We start from the raw sequence: 18,221 nt of genomic DNA on the forward strand, positions 1-18,221 counted from the left end.
TCACGAACCCGCAGGTGGGCACTGTCGGCAACCCGCGTCGGAAATCAACGTCGGCGAAGGGTGGTTGGGGTAGTTTCCGACAATGCTTCTTGGCTACTGCCGCACATCGACGGCCGATCAGAACCCTGATCATCAGATCGACGCACTTCTCCGCAACGGCGTCGACCGCGACAACATCCACGTCGACGTCGCCAGCGGCGCGAAGGCGTCCCGCCCGAAGCTCGATCTCGTCATGCAGCTGATGCGTGAGGGCGACACGTTGAAGGTGACCCGGCTCGACCGCCTTTCCCGTTCCGTCCTGCATCTGGTCACCCTCGGCGCCGAGCTGCGCGAACGCGGAATCGGACTGCACGTCATCGAGCAGGGCATCGACACTGCCACCATGGAGGGCCGCGCAATGTTCGGCATGTTGTCCGTACTGGCCGAGCTCCAGCGGGAGCTGATCGTGGCGAATACGAACGACGGGCTCGCCTCCGCGCGCGCCCGCGGCCGTGTCGGCGGGCGTCGGCCGAAGCTCACCGAGGACCAGGCTGCGCTTGCCCAACGGCTCTACGACGAGCGGGAAAAGACCGTCCAGCAGATCGCCGACATGTTCAGCGTGCCCCGCTCGACGGTGTACGGGCACCTCGACCGTGAGAAGACCGTCCCCCGCCAGCCCAAGAAGACCGCGGCCACGAGGCCCTGAGCGCTACTTTGCGGCTGGTGTCTGAGCTAGGACTCCGGCGCCGTGTTGTGGCCGCTGGTGAAGTCCAACACCGCGTTGTCGCTGGCGATGACCGCCTGGGACGTCCTCTACCTCATCTACGTGGTCCGGGAGTTGCACTGGTCGCCGGTCGCTCTCGCGGTGGTCATGGGCTGCGCGAGCGTCGGCGGTGTCGTGGGAGCGCTGGCCGGCCGACGGCTCGCCCGCCCGCGCGGTAGGTGGTGGGGCGTTGGTCCGTTGCTGCTGAGCGCGCTGGCCCTGCAGCCGCTCATCCTGCTCCCGGTGCTCTTCGCCGGCCCGGGACTGCTGTGGCAGATCGTCATCGGGGGCTGCGTAACCGTCCGGTTCGCGGGCGCGACCGCGCACGGCTCGACCCAGCGCTCCGTACGCCAGGGCGTGTGCGAGCCCCAGTACCAGGGACGGCAGCAGTCGATCGGGACGTGGCTGACGTTCGGGCCGAGGTTCCTCAGCGCGCTCGGCGCGGGCGTGCTCGTCTCCGCGATCGGTCTCGTCCCGTCGATGGCCGTTGCGGCGGTCGCCACGGCGGGGGGATTCGTCGTGCTGCTGCACTCCCCTGTCCGGCGCCTTCGAATCATGCCGACGACCTCCGGCGGCTGACCGCCCAGCCCATCATCAGAGAGGTCCACCACCCCGTGACCACATCCCCTTCCCCGTCCCTCCCGTCACTGCTCGGCGTGTTCGCCCACCCGGACGACGAAAGTCTCCTCGCGGGAGGAGTACTCGCCCAACATGCCGCCGACGGCGCGCGCACCGCAGTCGTCACCACCACCTGGGCTCCGGACAGTCATCGGGCGCCCGAGCTTGCCGAGGCCCTGGAAGTCCTCGGTGCAGGCCGACCTCGGATGCTCGGGTACGGCGACGCCCGCAACGACTCGTCGGCGCCGGGCAGCCCTCGCCTCTGCGACGCGCCCCTTGACGAGGTCATCGCCCGACTGGTCGCCCAGCTGCGGGAGTTCCGACCCGACGTCGTGGTCACCCACGACGCGGTCGGTCAGCTGACCGGCCACCCGGACCACACCCACACCCACCGGGTGACCCTGCTCGCGGTGGAGGCCGCCGGGCTCGCGCACCTCTACCCGGAGGCCGGTGAGCCCTGGCAGACCGGTGCCCTCTACGCAGCCACCCACCCCGACTCCGGGGTCGGTGACCTGGGACCGCTGCTGACCGGCGTCGGCAAGACCGTGCTGTCCGTCCCGGACGCGTACGTGACCGCCACCGTCGATGTAACGCCCTGGGTCGACCAGAAATGGCGCGCGGTCATCGCACACCGCGGCGAGGTCACGCGCGAGCGCCCCCTGCCCGGCATCCTTGCCCGCCTGCCCGAGGACACCCGCCGCAAGATCATCGCCACCGAGTACTTCACGCGCCTGTCGCCCGGGCCTGTCGCAGACGATCCGCATCAGCTGACGCCCTGACGCTTCAGAGCCACGGCGTCTCGGAAGCGGCGTCGGAGCAACTGCACATTGGTGTGAATGTCGGTGGCGGGTACTACTTTCAATGCGTGGGCGACATGACAGCGGTTGGTGCGGAGGCGGCCTGGCTCTTGCTGGCCGGGCTTGCGGTGGTCGGCTCGATGGTGGCGCTGGCGAACGGACGCCTACGCTGGTACCCGACCAACTTCTTGCACTGGTTCATGATCATCGGGCTGGCGCAGGGCCCGTACGGACTGCTGCTCGCCAGCGGGCTGATCCCGCAGGCCGAGGCGCCGGCGGTAGGCATGGTGATGCTGCCGATGTGGATCATCGGTATCGGCGGCGCGGTCTGGGCGGGCAAGCGCGCGGTACTCGGGGCGTGGGCAGACCGCCAACTGGCGCGCATTATAGGCGATCTTCATGTTCTCGCGAGGGTCACCGCGCTGCACCGCCGAGCCGATGGCGGGGAGGGGCGGGAGTCTCTTGTACGGGAGGCCCGTACGGCGCTTCAGCGGCGTCGCGGCCGGCGGGCGCTGGTCTCGCTCGACAAGGTGCTCGATGAGATGGAGCCGCATCTCGCCGCCAACGACGAGTGGTCCGAGCTCCGCTCCCGCGTTGGCACGCTGAAGGCCAACTTTGTGAGGCGACCGAGTACGAGCAGGACATCCGCTGCCGCCTGATCGGTCCTGGCCAGCTCACTGGGCCGCACTTCCTCGTGTTGTCCGCGGCCGTCGTCAGGCGGCCGGTAGGGGGATCTCCTCCACGATCTGCCAGTGATATGCCGCGTCTGTCCGCAACATCTCGACCATCTGTACGCGGTCCACGAACAGCGGTACCGGCGGAAGGAGACGCAAGGGCTCGATCGCGGCGCGGACTTCGGAGGCGGGCAGCGAACGGTTGCAGTAGGCGATTCCGAGGTGAGGTCGCAGGTACCCGCTGGAGCTCATGGGCGGCAGCCCTACGGTGCTGCTCGCCCGGGCCAGTTGGGCGTGAAGGGCGAGCACGGGCGTCCACGGGGCCACGCTGTAGCGCACCGCTCCTCGCGAGGCGGTCATCGGGATCGCGCTCAGCGGGAAGCCATGCGGGAGGCGTTGCCGGCGGACGGCGGCGGCGAGCCTCCTGAGCTGGGATCGGGGCAGGGCATCGGCGAGGCCGATGCGGCCGAGTGTCAGGTGCAGGCTCTCCCTGCCGATCTCGTCGAGGCCGAGGTGCCGGATGACGGACTGGCACTGCTGAGCGTGGTCGACGAGAAGCGGAGAGGAGAAGGTGAGCAGCCAGTAGATCGCGCGCATCTCAGGATCCCAGTTCGGCCGGTCCCAGTGGTCGATCATGGTGGTGACTTGGTCGAACGCGTGCCAGTCGTGGGCCGCGATGCTCCAGGGGCTGTCGGGGTCGGGTGGCGGATCGGTGGGGAACGACGCCGGGTGAGGCACCAGTCGTACGGTCACGGTGATCCCCCTTCGCAGGGCGACGTGCTGCTGCTCAGCACGTCGGACGCCCTCGGCGGCCGTGGTGCTCCCGATGGCCGGGTGCGGCCGGAGGTCGCTTTATACAGCGGTCATGGGATGGGGTTTGCCCGGCGAGCCAGGAGCCGTGTCCGCCGCCGTTCAAGCCGAGCCCTCCGGGGGTGCGATGGTGGGAAAGGCCGTGTCCTGGGCCTCACCGGAGACGGGCTCCCCGCGGACGCCGAGGGGCGAAAGGCGTCCGCAGCGGCGACAGGTGGTCCAGCGGCTACCGACGCCTCGTAGCGGTCTTGGGCCAGGCGGACGAAGATCCGGTCCCGTCTGTCTCCCGCGTTCATCGTCCGAAGCCACCCCGCTCCCTCTCGCTGCCATTGCTCGCGTGCGATCTCATGCCGGAAGTGCCCGTTGAGCTTCACCGTCAGCTTGTCGGCAGAGAGGTGACCGATGCGAAAGCGGTGCAGCAACTCGCCGAGAGCCAGCGAGGCGACAATGTGCTGCTGGTGGCGAACGAAAGGGACCGGAGTAACAGGGGGTGACCAGGCCCGCAGGAGCTCCGGATTGCCGAGCACCAGCGAGGTGAGCTGAAGATGGTTGTCTCTCACCGATTGCTCGTCACTGGTCCGCGTCTGGCGGAGCTGGAAGACCAGCGACAGGACCACCCCCACCAGTGCCACAGTGGAGATCAGGATCGACACCGACCCGTAGACCTGGCTGATGTTGCTGAGTTTGCCCCAGTCGTAGCCCGCTGGTGCCATCTTGGAGAGCACGAATGGCGTGGCGGCGACAAGACCCAATGTGGCCAGCGCCAGGGCACCCCCTAACACCAATGTGATCGAAGGTGCCCGCCACCCGCTGGTGTACCTGCTCACCGTGCCCCCGGCCGCTCACCCAATGGTTTCGGCATCAGGATGGGTCGCGCACGGAGTGCAGAGCAAGACGGCGCCTACTCCGCGCGCTCCCCGAGCTCAGGTTCGAGCGCAACCTGAGAAGGCTTTGGACATTTATCCCTGACGTACCGAGGGACGCGGCGCATACCGACCACCGGAGACGACGTAACACCCTTCACATCCTCAACGGCCCCTGACCGAGGCGGTCTTGCGGGGTACGGCCGCCGATTGGTTGGCTGATCTTTCCGAGACAAGGAGGGGGCAGAAGTTGCCGCGAGGTCCGGCAGGCGAAGCCCTCGTTCTTCCTTCGGCGTGAAGAGCACCGAGTTCCAGAGCAGTTGACCGGCGGCGCCTACAGCTCCGTCCCGGGTGTTCGGCTACCGGTCGCGCAGGGCGCGGCGGGCTGCCTTGTAGGCGGTGGCCGGGTTGTCCGAGGGGCCGGGGGCGGGCCGCCAGGTGCCGTGCCAGTCGGTGAAGGGGTACCACAGGCCGTCTGAGCCGAGGCGGAGTTGGATGCGGGCGGCCTCATCGGTGAGCTGGTTGTCCTGGCTGACGAGGGTGGCCAGCCGTGCGGGCCGGTGCGGCTGGATCGCGGCCTCGGCGTGCGCGAGAACCTCCGCGTCCGCGGCCAGGGGCCACAGTGCGACTTCGACGCCTGCCGCTCCGCCGTACTCGTGGGCGAGGGCGAGGTCGCGCATCTGGAGGGTGGACAGGCCCAGCTGCTCGGCGGCGTGTTCGAGGTAGCGCCGGTGGGCGGGGTCGGCCAGCAGACGGGCGGCGTCCTGGACAGGGTCGTCGCCAGCCGGGAGCGGGGGGCGGCGGGCCAGGAGCGCCGAGGCCCGTGCGGCAGCGTCCCGGGTCAGCAGGCGCAGGGCCTGGGCGGTGGGTCCCGGGGCCGGAGGGTCGGACCGCAGACTGTCCAGCAGCGGAGTCGGCTCCGTCTGGGTGGTGCGGGCACGGGCTGGGCGGGTGGTGCGGCGGGCGTTGAACCGGCCGAAGGCGTGGTGTGCGTCGGTCCCGGTCCGTGCCTGCTCCGGTCCGGGGGGCGGAGCGGGATCCGTGGGCTTGCGTGTCTGGACCATGGCGCGCAGCTCCTTCGTGGAGCCGCCTCGCAGGGTGAGAAGGACTCCGGGGTTGGCGCGCACGTGCTGGGCGACGCGGTAGCCGACGGCGGCGCTGTGCGGGCAGATGCCGGGGTCGGGGCGGCAGCTACAGGTGAAGGTGATGTCGCCGGGCGCGGGAGCGATGCGGGTGACGTCGGCGTTGTCGGTGATGGTGTCGGGCAGCCGGCCGGCGGCGATGACGTCGGCGTGCTCGTCCGAGGCGGCGATCGCCTGATAGATGCGCTCCCACTCGTGGCTCTGGAGCGGGCTGACGGTCAGGCAGGGGTGGTGGGGGCGTGCGGCGTTCGGCATGGTCAGGGTCGTTTTGGCGGTGCCATGGTTGATGTGGACCTGGCCGATGTCCGCTCTGGTCAGCAGGCGTTCGCCGGTCAGGAGCATCACCGGGTCGGAGGCCGCTGCCTCGAAGACGGTGAGCCAGGCATCCACCCAGCCGTGGGTGGCGGAGGCCGGGGCCTGGTCAGCGGTGGTCACGGGCGGCTCCCGAGGGAAACGAGCTGGGCCAGTTCCTGGTCGTCGAGGTCGGCGAGCGCCTTCTCGCCGCCGGCCAGGACGGCGTCGCTCAGCCCGCGCTTGTGGACGAGCAGGGCGGCGATCCGGTCCTCGAGCGTGGCGTCGTTGAGGAGCTGATGCACATGGACTTGCCGGTGTTGTCCGATCCGGTGGGCGCGGTCGGTGGCCTGGTCCTCGACGGCCGGGTTCCACTGCTGGTCGAAGTGGATCACGTGGGTGGCGCGGGTGAGGTTGAGCCCGACGCCGGCGGCCTTGACGGACAGGATCAGCACCGGGGTGTCGCCGGCCTGGAACGCGTCGACGAGACGCTGGCGCGTACGGACGGGCGTGCCGCCGTGCACAAACTCCGGTCGCCGCCCACGCGCGGACAGATGGGCCTGGAGGAGCCGGCCCATCTCTACGTAGCTGGTGAAGATTAGAGCGGACTCGCCGACGGTGCTGATCTGGTCGAGGAGTTCGTCCAGGGCTGCGAGTTTCGCCGAGCGGGCCGCGAACGCGTCCGGGCCCGCGTCCGGGTCGAAGGCCTCTTTCAAGTAGTGGGCCGGGTGGTTGCAGACCTGACGCAGCGCGGTGATCAGCTTCACCACCAGGCCGTGGCGGGCAATCCCCGTGGAGTGGCGGACGGCGTCGAGGGTTTCGCGGACCGCCGCCTCGTACAAGGCGGCCTGCTCGCGGGTGAGCTGGACGATCCGCTGGGCGTGGATCTTGTCGGGGAGTTCCGGCGCGATGCCGGGATCGCTCTTGCGGCGGCGCAGCAGGAAGGGGCTGATGAGCCGGCCGAGCAGTCGGGCCTTCCCGCCGGTCGTATCCCGTTCGGCGTCGCGGCCGTAGCGGATACGGAACGTGGTGCGGGTGCCGAGCAGGCCGGGGTTGGCCCAGTCCATGATCGCCCAGAGTTCCTCGAGCCGGTTCTCCACCGGGGTGCCGGTCATGGCCAGCGGCACGGCGCAGGTCAGGGTGCGCAGCGCCTGGGCGGCGAGGCTGTCGGGGTTCTTCACGCTCTGCGCCTCGTCGGCGACGACCATGTCCCACTGCGTCGCCGCGAGGAGCTCGGCATCGCGTTGCAGGACGCCGTAGGTGGTCACCACCACCGTGGTGTCGGTGACCTCGGCGAGCGTGCGGCCCGTCCCGTGGTAGGCAACCGTCTTCAACTCGGGGGCGAACTTGGCCAGTTCGCGCATCCAGTTGGTGACCAGGCTGGCGCGGGCGATGACCAGGGTGGGCTTGCGCGCCCCGGTCTGCTGGCGGTGGAGGATGAGGGAAATCGCACTGAGGGTCTTGCCCAGGCCCATGTCGTCGGCGAGGACGGCGCCGAAACCGAGGTCTGTCAGGCGAGCGAGCCAGGTCAGGCCACGGTGCTGGTAGCCGCGCAACTGCGCGCGCAGGCCGTTCGGGACGGGGACGAGAGGAGCGTCGGAGGTGCTGGTGCGCAACGCGGTGATGAGGTCGGCGAGGCCGCCGGCCGCCTCACACGCGTAGGCCTGGCCGTCGACGGTGATGGTGCCGGACAGCGCAGCACCGAGGGCGTCGATCCCGGTGAGAGAGTCGAGTTGGCGGTGGGCGGCGCGCCGGGCGGTGCCCGGATCGAGCAGCACCCAGGTGTCGCGCAGCCGCAGCAGCGGGCGGGCGGCCTCGGCCAGGGCGTCCATCTCGGCCTCGGTCAGCGGCTGCCCGTTCAGGGCGATCTGCCACGAGAAATCGAGCAGTTGAGCCAGGCCGAGGCGGGTGGCGCCGGTCGCCGAGCGGTCGCCGACGACCGTGCGGGTGGTGAGGGCGTCGATCAGCCCGGCCGGCCAGCGCACCTGAAGTCCGGGCATGCCGTCGGCACCGAGCTCGGCGAGCTGGGCCACCTCGGCCAGGTGCAGCCGCATCCCGGCGGGTTCCGGCTGCGCGGCAAGGCGTTCGGCGGCCGGCCACACGGTGGCGCACCGGCGCAGGGCGCGCTGGACACGGCGGCACAGTACCACCGTCCCGGCGGCCGGCTCGGACCAGAGCGTGCCGGCCGGCACCGGCGTACCGGTGTCGTCGCGGTGCACCAGGAGCGTGGCACGCAGCTGCTGGGCGTCGGCGTCGGCCTCGTTCGGCGCCTCGATGGCGAGGAGCAGGCGCGGCGCCGGGCCAGGCTCGGCGTTCTCCTCCAGGTCGTCCGCCCACTGCTGCAGTTCCGGGTGGAGCTGCTGGGCGGGCGTGGTGAAGGGGTGCGTGCCGAAAAGCGCATGCGCGCCCGGCGTGGCCACGAACGTGTCGGCCAAGGTGGTCAGGACCGTGTCCACGGCGTCGTCCGCATACGGGATGCGCAGCGTCGTCGGGTCGTCGGCGGCCAGGACCTCGCAGTGCGCGTGGGGCGGCAGGCTCTCGACGAGGCACTCCAGCTCGGTTCGGTGCCTGCCGGCGACTGGCCCCAGGCGCCACACGCCGGTGCCGTCGTTGCCGACTGCAGGGTGGACCAGGCCGTCGGCGAGGAGCTGAAGGCCGAAGCGGAGCACCCCCGCCCACGCCGCCGCCGACGCGTGCACGCCGACGGCGGGAGGGTTCGTGGCGAGCAGCGTGTCGACGGCAAGCGGGACGGGCAGCGCCCAGCCGACCACCTGGGCTCGCCGGGCCTCGGCCCCGCAGGCGAGCGCGAGTTCGTGTACGGCTTGCGCCATCGGCGCCGCCAGGACGGCGGGCGGCATCGGCGCACCGTCGTCCCGGTAGAGGAGAAAACAGGTCGCGCGGCCGAGTGCGGGCCGGATCAGGGTCAGCGCGCAGCCGGCCGCCAAGGCCTCGGCCACCGCCGACTCCGCACTCAGGTACGAAGGCTCCCCGGTGCGCTGGATGGGCTTTGCCGGCGTCGCCGGCGGGGCGGGGGCCTGTCCCCGCTCCCCCGCCGCCTCCGGGCCGGTTGCGGTTTCCGCCTCGGTGGGGGCCGGTGCCGGGGCCACGGCGGGGTCGGCGGGGCTCTGGCGGATCAGGGCGAGCAGGGCGTCGGCCGCGTCCATCCGGGCGTCGGCCTTGTTCCCGCCCCGGCCCTCGGCCTGGACCGCCGTGCCGCGGACCTCGCACGACCCCGTACAACGGAAGCGGCTCTTCTTCGGGGTGCCGATGGACTCGTACGTCCACTCGGGCTTGGTGATCACATCGTCGAGCTTGAGCTGGTTCAGGTCCATCAGCGCGTTCGTACGCCGTTTGTCGGCCGCTGCCTTGCCGCCGGCGGGCTGCGCGGACGGCTTGTCCGCCTCGGGCTCGTCGGGAAGACGGACCTCCGGCTCGGGCAGTCCGGTCAACGCTGCCAGCAGGCTGACCGCCGCGCGGTGCCTGCCGGCCCTGCGGCCCCGGGCCCGCTTCACGTCGCCGCGCACTTCCCCGGTGCCGCCATCGCACAGCGCAGTGATCACATGCCGGTGCTCGGCGTCCTCGTCGAGCGCCTCGTCGTAGGAGAACAGCTCGAGCTGAAGGTCCTTGGCGCGCATGGCCAGGAGCGCGGCCGCGTACCCGGAGCGCTGGGCGACGACGTCGAGCATCGCGCGGCGGGCCTGCTGCCAGCCCGGGCCGGCCGCGGTGAAGAGCAGGGCGTACATGTGGCGGTGCTGGTACTGCCCGTGCTCAGCGCGCCCGAGGAGGTCATCCAGGAGGACGGGCCGGGGCGCGGGCGCGGTGATGTCTTCGGCGAGCAGGACCTCGAAGGTGTCCACGCCCAGGCCGCCGCGGCCCAACCGCGTCGGGCGCGGCGCCGGCACCGAGGAGGCGTCGAACGGGTCGGTGGCGCCGGCCAAGTAGGCCAGCAGGCTGGTCATCGCCGCGTCACGGGCCTGCTGCTTGGTCTGCCCCCGGCGTTCGGGGCCGGTGACCTCATGACCGGGCAGGCCGACCCGGGCCTGCGCGGCGCCCGAGGTGTCGGTGAAGGCGAGCGGCGGCCACATCTCGAGCTGGACGTGCAGCTGAAGGACCTGGCGTACCGTCTCCGGGTTCGCCGCCACCGCCGTCATCACCATCTCCCGCACCGGCGACCACGATTCGTAGTCGTCGGCGACGAGCAGGACCATCCGCAGGTCACGCAGCGACATCTGCCCCGCCGTCGAACGCCGCACGACTTCGGCCCGTACGGATTTCGACAACCGGCCGTGCACACACGCGGACTTGAGGTGCTCGGACCATGCGTTGGCGTCGAGTGTGCTGAGCGTCGACGGTGGGACCACGTCCACGCTCGTGACGGTACGGTCGGTGCGTTCATCGGTGGGCCAGCCGTGACGCGCAGTCGTCAACATCCCTCCCTGCTTCAGGTCCGTGTCCAGGCATTCTGCCGCGTTCGGTGACGTGCGCGGGTAGGGACACGATTCCCCGCTACCCCGTGGTAGCGCGTATGCGACGGTTCTGGTCGCCACGGATGCGCCCAGCGGGCCGGACCCGCGAGGTCCAGGAGCGTGCGGCGGCTTCACGACGTGAGGTGTCCGCCTGGGAAGGAGGCGGCAGTGTCGGTGCCGCGCCGTAGCGTGTGGCCCTATGAACTTCCAGTACATACCGCCGGTCCCGGCAGAGCAGATCCGGCAGCTGGCCACGCGGGATGTCGCGCTCCTTCTTCTGCGGCACCTGGCCAGCGGCACCGGATATCTGCAGTACGCGAGCACGATGAGTTCGGCTCGGCAGGCGTTCCAGGAGGAGCCGGACGCGGACACGCTCGTGAACTGTCTGTCCGATGCCTGGTGCTGGCTGGAGTCGCACGCGCTGCTGTCCCGGGAACCCAGTCAGTCCGACGCCTTTCGCCGGATCTCCCGCGACGGCATGGACTTGGCGAAGGACCCGCAGGGCATCACGCGGTTCGAAGCCCGCGAGCGGCTGTCGGGCCCGCTCCATCCGGTCCTGGAAGACACGGTGCGCACCAATTTCGATTTGGGGGACTACGAGACGGCGTGCTTCGCCGCGATGAAGGCGGTCGAGGTCTCGGTCCGGGACGCCTCCGGACTCGACAACTCCCTGGTCGGCGTGAAGCTGATGCGTGCGGCGTTCCAGCCGCATCAGAACGGCAAAGTCGGCGGGCCGCTCGCCGATGCCGGAGCCGAGGGAGGTGAGCAGGAGGCCGCTTCCGCGCTGTTCGCCGGCGCCATGGGCGCGTACAAGAATCCCGCCAGTCACCGCACCGTCGACTTCGACGACCCAGTCGAAGCGGCCGAGATCATTCAGTTCGCCGACTTGCTGCTGCGCCAGGTCGAGCGAGCCAAGCGCCGTCAGGCCGCGGCGACGGCATAAGGGCGGCTCGCCTGGCTGAGACCCTGTCGGCGGTACGGGTGGTGACCTCTGCTGGCCGGTCGCGTTGTAGAGCCCGTGCCGAAGTCCTCCAGCGCATCGCCCGCACCGCCTCCACCAGCAGTGAGTAGCACGGTCCTGCCTCCGCTGCTGACGATCCAGCAGGGAGAAGCCGCGCGCCGCCTCCTGAGCCATGTGGCGTCCTTGCGGCTCGCCGGCGCCGATGCGCAGCTGCTCGCGACGGTGATCGCTATCCGTGCGGCCCGGGCCGGGTCGGGGAACATCACCGGCCAGGAGCTGGACTTCCTGCGTCTGGGGGATGCGTCGACAGCTGTTGCCGAGCTCGCATCGTTGGGCTGGCAGTTTGCCGGTGACCTGCTGGGCGGCGACCGCGAGACTCCGGTGGCCGTGACCGTGCCCGGGCTCGCTTGCGCGCTGCCGATCAGCAGGACGGCACGCTCCCGCGTGTCGGGATGGACCACCCGTACGCTCGCCTCCAAGACGGTCAAGAAGGCCTCGCCGTCGGCGCGGCTGGCGGCGCTGTTTCTGGCTGCCCACAGCTCCAACGACCGCTACGGCGTGGTCCCCCAAGAGATGCCCGAGCACTGCTGCGCTGTGCTGCCCGAGCTGCTGGACAGAGGATTCCTCGTGGAGCTGGCCGACGGCCGGTACCTGCTGGACGGGGACGCGCGGCGCTTTTCTGGCATGCACCCGCGCTCGCATGACAGCACGGCGCTCGTGCGGTTGCGGTGGCAGGTGTGGAAGGACGGCGTGAGCCCGGCGCTGCGCCGACACGCCGAAAATGTCGAGCACTGCCCGCTGTGCACGCTGCCTCTGGAGCAGGTGGCGTCGGCCTTCCTGCGGCCGGCCGTGCCGATGCAGATCCCGCTACGCGTCCGCAATGCCTACGGTGCGTGGAAGGACTCCCATCCTGACCGGGGCCCGCGTTCCCTGCAGTTCGCCGCCGCGTTCCGGGCCCAGCACCAGCACGGCCCGTCCCTCAAGCAGCTGTGCAAGGGCATGGGCTGGCAGATCGAGTCGCGCGAACTGCGCAGTTTCATCGTCCAGCGGCTGATCACCAACGAGTGGCTGACCAACACCGCGCCCGTGCCGTGGACGCTGCGCCCGGGGAAGGCCGCCCCGACGGACCCGACCCCAGCCGCGGTGGCTAGTTCCCGCACGCGGTGAATCTCTTGCCCGGGCCGTTGACGGGTTCTGGACCATCGACGGAACCGCCGTGGAGGTGAGTCAGGCGTGACGAGAGCTGTAGCGCCGGCCGTCCGGGAGAAGGCCCGCAGCCGTACGTGTCCGGACTGCCGTGCAGCACCGGGCGAGAAGTGCGCGCCTGATCGGGCCGGGCGCTCCCAGTTGCACCGGGGCCGGATCCGGGACGCCGAAGAGGCTATGCAGGTGCCCGTGTACCGCATCCTGCCGCCGGACGCCGACCGTCACTTCATGCCGCTGGACCCCGACTGCGCCGACACTCTGGTGGTGTCGCTGCACAAGGACGTGGTCGCGGAGCTGGCCCGCTCTCATTACGAGGCCGCGGCGCTGCTGTGGCTCGTGCTCGAACTGGCCGGACAGGAACTGGCAACCGTGCTGGACGTCAAGAACTTCCAGGTGGTGTTCTTCCTCATGCCGCTCGACTACCTGGCGCCTGCTGAAGTGCTGGAGGCTGTCGACCGGCTGGCCGCCCGGGGCTTCGTCGAACGGGTCGGTGACAGGGGCGTGCGCGTCAACTCCTTGGCGGCCTGCGTCATTGAACGGCGGGAGCTGCCCGCCCGTTTCCTCATGGAGTGGAACGCGGCCAAAGCCTCCTGGGAGGGAGCCCCGATGCCGGGACCACCTGTTGCGGTGCCCGCCACGTCCCAGTCGTGACGAGGTCAGCACGGGTTCGAGCCGGGCACCGAATCGGTGACGTCAGCGTCAGGGGGAGTCCAGGGCGGCGACCGGCTCCTTCGGCGCATTCATGCGCTTCTCCACGAAAGCCCACCCGCCGTCGGGCGCTGAGTACGGCGTGCCGGGTGGCACCGTCAGCCACACCGAGCCGTCATCGTCAACGAGCAAAAGGCCTTGGGCGTGCAGGGAGTGCAGCGATTCAACGGCTTCGTCCTCGCTGATGTTCTGGGCAGCGGCCGCCTCGGCGGCCATGCCCGACAGACGCGCCAGTGTCTCCAGATGCCGGGCCGCATCCACGGGGATCTGCTGGCCGTAGATCTCTGCGTACGCGAGGAGAGTCTTCATCGTGTCGGCCTCGCCGGAGTCGGGACCGAAGTGGGCCACAACGACGTCGAGCGGGCCGGCGCCGTTCATGCCCTGGGGCACGGTCGGCCGGGCCCAGTCGCGGTAGAAGGTACCGGGCGGGTTGAGGTCGTACAGCGTCGCCGACTTGCGCGGGCGCAGGGTGCGCTTGGGACGCGGACCGATCCGCTCGGCGGCCGCAATTCGGCGGGCTGCCTCCCGGGCCCGCCGTTGCGCGGGGTCGTGTCGTTTACGTGCCATGTCCTGCGTAACTTCCTGTTATCTGCGGTCCTGATCTTGCCCTTGTTGTGTGAGGCACATGGGCTCATCAGTCCGTGTGACTGTGAGATATCTGTTGGTTGTGAGGCACGTCTTGACGGTCAGTCATCGGTGTCATGAAGTTCCGTGCTGCATGCGCCGAGTCCCCGGTCGACGGGGGCCCGCTGTGGGTCGTGGTCGATGAGTCGTACCGGCTTCACCATGAGTCCTGCCTGTTCCTGGCTTCGTTGCGGGACATGGGTCGGTCGTTCAACACCGAGAAGGCGTACGGCATCCGTTCCGCTCTGCTGCTGACCTGGTGCTCCGAACGTGGCCTCGATTGGAAGTCGATCACGCTGCTCGACCTGGCCCGGTTCCTGCGTTGGCTGGTGGACGAGCCGCTACCTCCACGCAGCCCGCGGTTGTCGTCCCCGCCGCGCTTCCGGATGGAGAAGTCCGCGAACGCGGTGATGACCGGGGTCTGCGAGTTCTTGCGGTTCTGCTCGCGCAATGAGTGGGTGGACGCGGAGCTTGTGGGCCGGCTGTCGGAACCGAAGTACCTGAGCTGGCTTCCCCCGGGCAAGGATGCGGGCGAGGACGGCCAGTTCCGCACCGTGAGGACGAAGATCCTCAAGCTGCCGGAGCCGTCCGAAGAGGCCGTGGAGTATCTGCCTCCGGAGGAGGCTGACCAGCTGTTCCAGGTCGCCACGCGGGCCCGCGACCGGTTCCTGATCGCCCTGCTCGGCTGCACTGGAGAGCGGATCAGCGAGGCACTGGGACTACGCCGTCAGGACATGCACCTGCTCAGCGACTCACGGATGCTCGGATGCCGGGTCGAGGGCCCGCACATTCACGTCCGGCGGCGGGCGAACAACGCCAACGGAGCCCTGGCCAAGTCCCGCTTCGCCCGGGTTATCCCGGTGACCGAGGACCTCGCCGGGCTCTATGCGGACTACCAGCTCGAACGGGACGAGGTCCCCGAGGCGGCCGATTGCGACATGGTCTTCGTGAACCTCTTCCACGTCCCGCTCGGGCGACCGATGCGCTACGGCACGGCGAAGGAGCTCTTCGACCGGCTGGCGAAGAAGACCCAGCTCACCGCACGTCCGCACATGCTGCGGCACGGGGCGGCCACGGCCTGGGTCCGCGCCGGCGTCGACGAGGACGTGGTCCAGGACCTGATGGGGCACGTCTCCCGGTCCTCGCTGACTCCCTACTTGCACGCCAGTGACGCGGACAAGCGGGCGGCAGTCGAGCTGGTGGCAGCAGGGAGGCGCTCGTGACCAGTCCCGCCCCGATCACAGCGGAGCCGCACTCCGACGTCGTTCCCCTCGACCTGACGGCCTGGACGAGCTGGCTGCAGGACCAGGTCGATCCTCTCTGGCGGCCGGGCGAGTGGTCCCAGCAGGCATGGTTCTTCGACGGCGACGTGGACAACCCGCGCACCTCGGCCTCGAAGTGCGCCACCACCTCGTGCTGGACCGTGATGCCCTCCCGCAACCTGCTCTGCCGGCACTGCCTGGATGCTCACAGGATCAGCACGCTGAGCCGGGAAGAGTTCGTCGCCACCTACCAGCGGCCCCGACGGATCCGCACGAAATGGGGGTCCGAACGCGAGCCATGCGCTCTGGAAGGTCTCTCCGGCAGATGCGAACGGCCGGCCTACAGCGGCAAGATCTGCCGCACCCACTACTCGCGTTGGCGCCGGCGCCGGAATCCGGAAACCACAGTCGAGGAATGGCTGGCTGTCACCACTGCGGAGCCGCTGGAAGCAAGGCCGACCTGCATCGTCCGGGGCTGCTTCAACCAGCGAGTGGTCGCGGGACTCTGCGGCACGCACGTCCAGCGGTGGGACCGTGACAAGAGGGCGGGCGCGACCCGCGACCCCGAGCAATGGGCCCGGCAAGTGGCCACACGTCTGCTCACCCACCAGTTCACCCTGCGGGACCTGGAGGACCCTGTCCGCTGGGAGCTTCTCTACGCACTGCAGCAACGGGATGCCCGCGGCGGCATCATCGAGCCGATGGCCACCCGCCATCTGACCCGCCGGCTGGAGGGCGTCCCGAGCCTGCTGACGGTGGACGTCGCGGCCTTCATCGAGGGGATCTACCAGCACCACAACCTCGCGGCCTTGATCCGGGAGACCGTTCGAGGCCTGCGCCGAGCCTCTCTGTCGTTCCGCGGCCTGACGCCCACCGATGCCGACACGTGGGACCTGGGCTGGATGAATCTGCGGTCCCCGGCGCTGGGCGGGCGCCGCAGCCGCCCGGGGCAGGTCGACGCTTCCGCCATCCGCCAGCCGTGGCTCCGAGAGGTGATCAAGACATGGGCCACCACGGTCAGCTTGGACAGTGGCAAGTTCAAGCAGGTGTTCGCTGCTTGCGTCGTCGCTTCCGATGCACTGCATGCACGGCCCGGCGGGGGCCAGGACTACACGAAGCTGCGGTTCGCCGACATGCAGGCGGTCTTCACCGCGATGAGCCGCATCCGACGCACCACCGATGACGAACTCGCCAGCCGAAACCATCGCCAGCAGTCGTTCGGCTACTTCATGGAAATCGTCGACTTCGGCCGCAAGACGGACATGCTGACCGGCATGCCCGGCAGCTTCGACCGGGACAAAACACTGGTCCTGCCGCCCGAGGAGACGAGCGAGGACGCCGCCGGCCGGGCCGTCCCTGAGCCCGTCATCGCCCAGCTCGATGCCCACCTTGCCCTGATGGGAGCCGGCTTCCGCTACGGCGAGATGGAGCCGGCCGACGTCGAGCTGATGATGCAGACGGCCTACTTGGTCCTACGTGATACCGGCCGCCGTCCCGTCGAGATCGCCAGCCTGCGGCTCGAGTGCGTGGAGACCCACGGAGTCGAAGACACCCTGATCTGGGACAACGTCAAGAAGCGCCGCTACGGCCGCAAGCTGCCGATCACCCGCGAGACCGCCGCGGTGATCAGGACCTGGCAGTCCCGTCGACGTCAGCTGGAGGTTCCCTCCCGCAGCCGGAAGTACCTGTTCCCGTCGATCACTGGCCGCAGCGGGATCGCGCACATGGGGTCCAACCTGGCCAACGCGATGCGGGACTGGGTCGCGGCCATCCCGGTGCTGCTGAGCGACGAACTGGACGAGCACGGCAACAGGCTGCCGTTCGACCGCTCGCTGATCTTCCTCTACGCGTTCCGGCACGCCTATGCCCAGCGTTACGCCGACGCCGGCGTCCCCGTTGACGTGCTCAAAGAGCTCATGGACCACCGGTCGATCGTCACCACGATGTCGTACTACCAGGTGTCCCTGAAGCGGAAACGCGAAGCGATCACGACCATGCGGCAGCACACCATCGACCGTTCCGGACGGCCGGCACCGTTCACCAGCACCGCCGACTACGAGGCGCAATCGGTCGCCGTCCCGTTCGGCAACTGTCGCGAGCCCAGCAACGTCAAGGCGGGCGGCAAAGCCTGCGCGATTCGCTTTCAGTGCGCCGGCTGCGGCTTCTATCGCCCCGACCCGTCCTACCTGCCCGCGATCGAAGAGCACGTCAACGACCTGCGGGCCGACCGCGAGACTGCCAAGGCCATGGACGCCGACGACTTCGTCGTCCGCAACCTCGCCGACCAGATCACCGCCTTCACGACCGTCGCCGACACCATGCGTGACCGGCTCAGCAAGCTCCCCCAGGACGAGCGCGAGGAGATCGAGGAGGCCAGCGCGGTCCTGCGGAAGGTTCGCGCGACCCGGGACCACAAGCTGCTGCCGCTGACCGTGATCCGCAAGGACGCCCCGGATGCCTGCTGAGACATCCGAGAAGCCCTCCAGGACACCCGCAGACATCCTCAAGGCCGCACGTCAACGGGACAGTGCCGACAAACGGGGACGCGTCCTCAAGGCCGTCCAGGACATGCTCCGCGACAACCGCCGGATCACCTTCGCCGCGGTCGCCCGCGAAGCCGGCGTCTCCAGCTGGCTCGTCTATGCTCCTGGCCTGCGCGAACGCATCGATCAGGCACGAGCCCGACAGGCTGCCCAAGGCCACCAGGACCAGCGGAGCGGGCGGAAGGTCTCCACCGCCAGCGAGCAGACCGACCTGCTTCTCGCCCGACAGGAGATCAAACAGCTCCGAACCGAGAACGGACAGCTACGGCAACAAGCCCGCATTCATCTGGGCCAACAGGTCGAACAGCTAGGCAACCACGACCTGGTCAACCGCATCAGCGAGCTCACCGAGGAGAACCTACGACTCTCCACGGCGGAACGGCAGGCGACCACAGAGAACACACAGCTCCGGCAACGAGTCACCGAGCTCGAGGACGACCTGGCAGCTGCCCGCACAAGCCTCCGCCGCATGATCCGCAACGAGAATCGGTTGCCACCAGAGCGCTGAATCCCG

The 18,221-nt window shown here is 69.6% G+C and carries 15 protein-coding genes; 10 read left to right on the forward strand and 5 right to left on the reverse strand.

The window, feature by feature from the left end:
- The first annotated feature begins 82 nt into the window (after window positions 1-82).
- From OG819_RS49950 to OG819_RS49965, 4 genes are all read left to right on the forward strand, one after another.
- Window positions 83-685: a recombinase family protein gene (locus OG819_RS49950; protein WP_266656317.1), complete on the forward strand. Its 603-nt coding sequence runs from the start codon at window positions 83-85 to the stop codon at window positions 683-685.
- 42 nt (window positions 686-727) lie between these two features.
- On the forward strand, window positions 728-1,321 hold the full coding sequence (locus tag OG819_RS49955; protein WP_266656319.1) for a hypothetical protein: 594 nt from the start codon (window positions 728-730) through the stop codon (window positions 1,319-1,321).
- Between the two features lie 35 nt (window positions 1,322-1,356).
- On the forward strand, window positions 1,357-2,139 hold the full coding sequence (locus OG819_RS49960) for a PIG-L family deacetylase (RefSeq protein WP_266656321.1): 783 nt from the start codon (window positions 1,357-1,359) through the stop codon (window positions 2,137-2,139).
- Between the two features lie 86 nt (window positions 2,140-2,225).
- On the forward strand, window positions 2,226-2,816 hold the full coding sequence (locus OG819_RS49965; protein WP_266656323.1) for a hypothetical protein: 591 nt from the start codon (window positions 2,226-2,228) through the stop codon (window positions 2,814-2,816).
- A gap of 54 nt (window positions 2,817-2,870) precedes the next feature.
- On the opposite strand, the gene OG819_RS49970 is transcribed toward OG819_RS49965, so the two are convergent.
- The 4 genes from OG819_RS49970 to OG819_RS49985 all read right to left on the reverse strand — a co-directional run bounded on the left by OG819_RS49970 (window position 2,871) and on the right by OG819_RS49985 (window position 10,304).
- Entirely contained in the window at window positions 2,871-3,584 is a 714-nt protein-coding gene (locus tag OG819_RS49970) for a 2'-5' RNA ligase family protein (RefSeq protein ID WP_266656325.1), read from the reverse strand.
- A 110-nt stretch (window positions 3,585-3,694) separates the two neighbouring features.
- Window positions 3,695-4,468: a DUF6082 family protein gene (locus OG819_RS49975; protein WP_266656327.1), complete on the reverse strand. Its 774-nt coding sequence runs from the start codon at window positions 4,466-4,468 to the stop codon at window positions 3,695-3,697.
- A 395-nt stretch (window positions 4,469-4,863) separates the two neighbouring features.
- Entirely contained in the window at window positions 4,864-6,081 is a 1,218-nt protein-coding gene (locus OG819_RS49980) for a hypothetical protein (protein ID WP_266656329.1), read from the reverse strand.
- The gene (locus OG819_RS49985; RefSeq protein WP_266656331.1) at window positions 6,078-10,304 is read right to left on the reverse strand and encodes a DEAD/DEAH box helicase; all 4,227 of its coding nucleotides are present in this window, start codon (window positions 10,302-10,304) and stop codon (window positions 6,078-6,080) included. Before OG819_RS49985 ends, OG819_RS49980 begins: the two co-directional genes overlap by 4 nt.
- A 298-nt stretch (window positions 10,305-10,602) precedes the next feature.
- Here OG819_RS49985 and OG819_RS49990 point away from each other — a divergent pair, with 298 nt between their 5' ends.
- From OG819_RS49990 to OG819_RS50000, 3 genes are all read left to right on the forward strand, one after another.
- On the forward strand, window positions 10,603-11,346 hold the full coding sequence (locus OG819_RS49990; RefSeq protein ID WP_266656333.1) for a TIGR02391 family protein: 744 nt from the start codon (window positions 10,603-10,605) through the stop codon (window positions 11,344-11,346).
- A gap of 120 nt (window positions 11,347-11,466) precedes the next feature.
- Window positions 11,467-12,531: a hypothetical protein gene (locus OG819_RS49995; RefSeq protein ID WP_266656335.1), complete on the forward strand. Its 1,065-nt coding sequence runs from the start codon at window positions 11,467-11,469 to the stop codon at window positions 12,529-12,531.
- A 216-nt stretch (window positions 12,532-12,747) separates the two neighbouring features.
- Entirely contained in the window at window positions 12,748-13,221 is a 474-nt protein-coding gene (locus OG819_RS50000; RefSeq protein ID WP_266656337.1) for a hypothetical protein, read from the forward strand.
- A 48-nt stretch (window positions 13,222-13,269) separates the two neighbouring features.
- Here the strand turns inward: OG819_RS50000 and OG819_RS50005 are convergent, their stop codons facing one another.
- The gene (locus OG819_RS50005) at window positions 13,270-13,845 is read right to left on the reverse strand and encodes a hypothetical protein (protein WP_266656339.1); all 576 of its coding nucleotides are present in this window, start codon (window positions 13,843-13,845) and stop codon (window positions 13,270-13,272) included.
- Window positions 13,846-13,979: 134 nt separating this feature from the next.
- Between OG819_RS50005 and OG819_RS50010 the strand changes: the two genes are divergently transcribed.
- The 3 genes from OG819_RS50010 to OG819_RS50020 are packed head-to-tail and all read left to right on the forward strand — an operon-like array spanning window position 13,980 to window position 18,215.
- On the forward strand, window positions 13,980-15,125 hold the full coding sequence (locus OG819_RS50010; RefSeq protein WP_266653358.1) for a tyrosine-type recombinase/integrase: 1,146 nt from the start codon (window positions 13,980-13,982) through the stop codon (window positions 15,123-15,125).
- Window positions 15,122-17,629, forward strand: a complete 2,508-nt coding sequence (locus OG819_RS50015; protein WP_266653360.1) for a tyrosine-type recombinase/integrase — start codon at window positions 15,122-15,124, stop codon at window positions 17,627-17,629. Before OG819_RS50010 ends, OG819_RS50015 begins: the two co-directional genes overlap by 4 nt.
- Window positions 17,619-18,215: a DUF6262 family protein gene (locus OG819_RS50020; protein ID WP_266653362.1), complete on the forward strand. Its 597-nt coding sequence runs from the start codon at window positions 17,619-17,621 to the stop codon at window positions 18,213-18,215. Before OG819_RS50015 ends, OG819_RS50020 begins: the two co-directional genes overlap by 11 nt.
- The last annotated feature ends 6 nt before the right edge of the window (window positions 18,216-18,221 follow it).

Origin of the sequence: Streptomyces sp. NBC_01549, assembly GCF_026339955.1 — a bacterium.
In the GTDB taxonomy this organism is placed as follows: domain Bacteria; phylum Actinomycetota; class Actinomycetes; order Streptomycetales; family Streptomycetaceae; genus Streptomyces.

Bases quoted from the DNA above. Each gene is read 5' to 3' on its own strand.
- OG819_RS49950 (WP_266656317.1), top strand. From the start codon at position 83: ATGCTTCTTGGCTACTGCCGCACATCGACGGCCGATCAGAACCCTGAT.
- OG819_RS49990 (WP_266656333.1), top strand. From the start codon at position 10,603: ATGAACTTCCAGTACATACCGCCGGTCCCGGCAGAGCAGATCCGGCAG.
- OG819_RS50000 (WP_266656337.1), top strand. From the start codon at position 12,748: ATGCAGGTGCCCGTGTACCGCATCCTGCCGCCGGACGCCGACCGTCAC.
- OG819_RS50005 (WP_266656339.1), bottom strand. From the start codon at position 13,845: ATGGCACGTAAACGACACGACCCCGCGCAACGGCGGGCCCGGGAGGCA.
- OG819_RS50010 (WP_266653358.1), top strand. From the start codon at position 13,980: ATGAAGTTCCGTGCTGCATGCGCCGAGTCCCCGGTCGACGGGGGCCCG.
- OG819_RS50020 (WP_266653362.1), top strand. From the start codon at position 17,619: ATGCCTGCTGAGACATCCGAGAAGCCCTCCAGGACACCCGCAGACATC.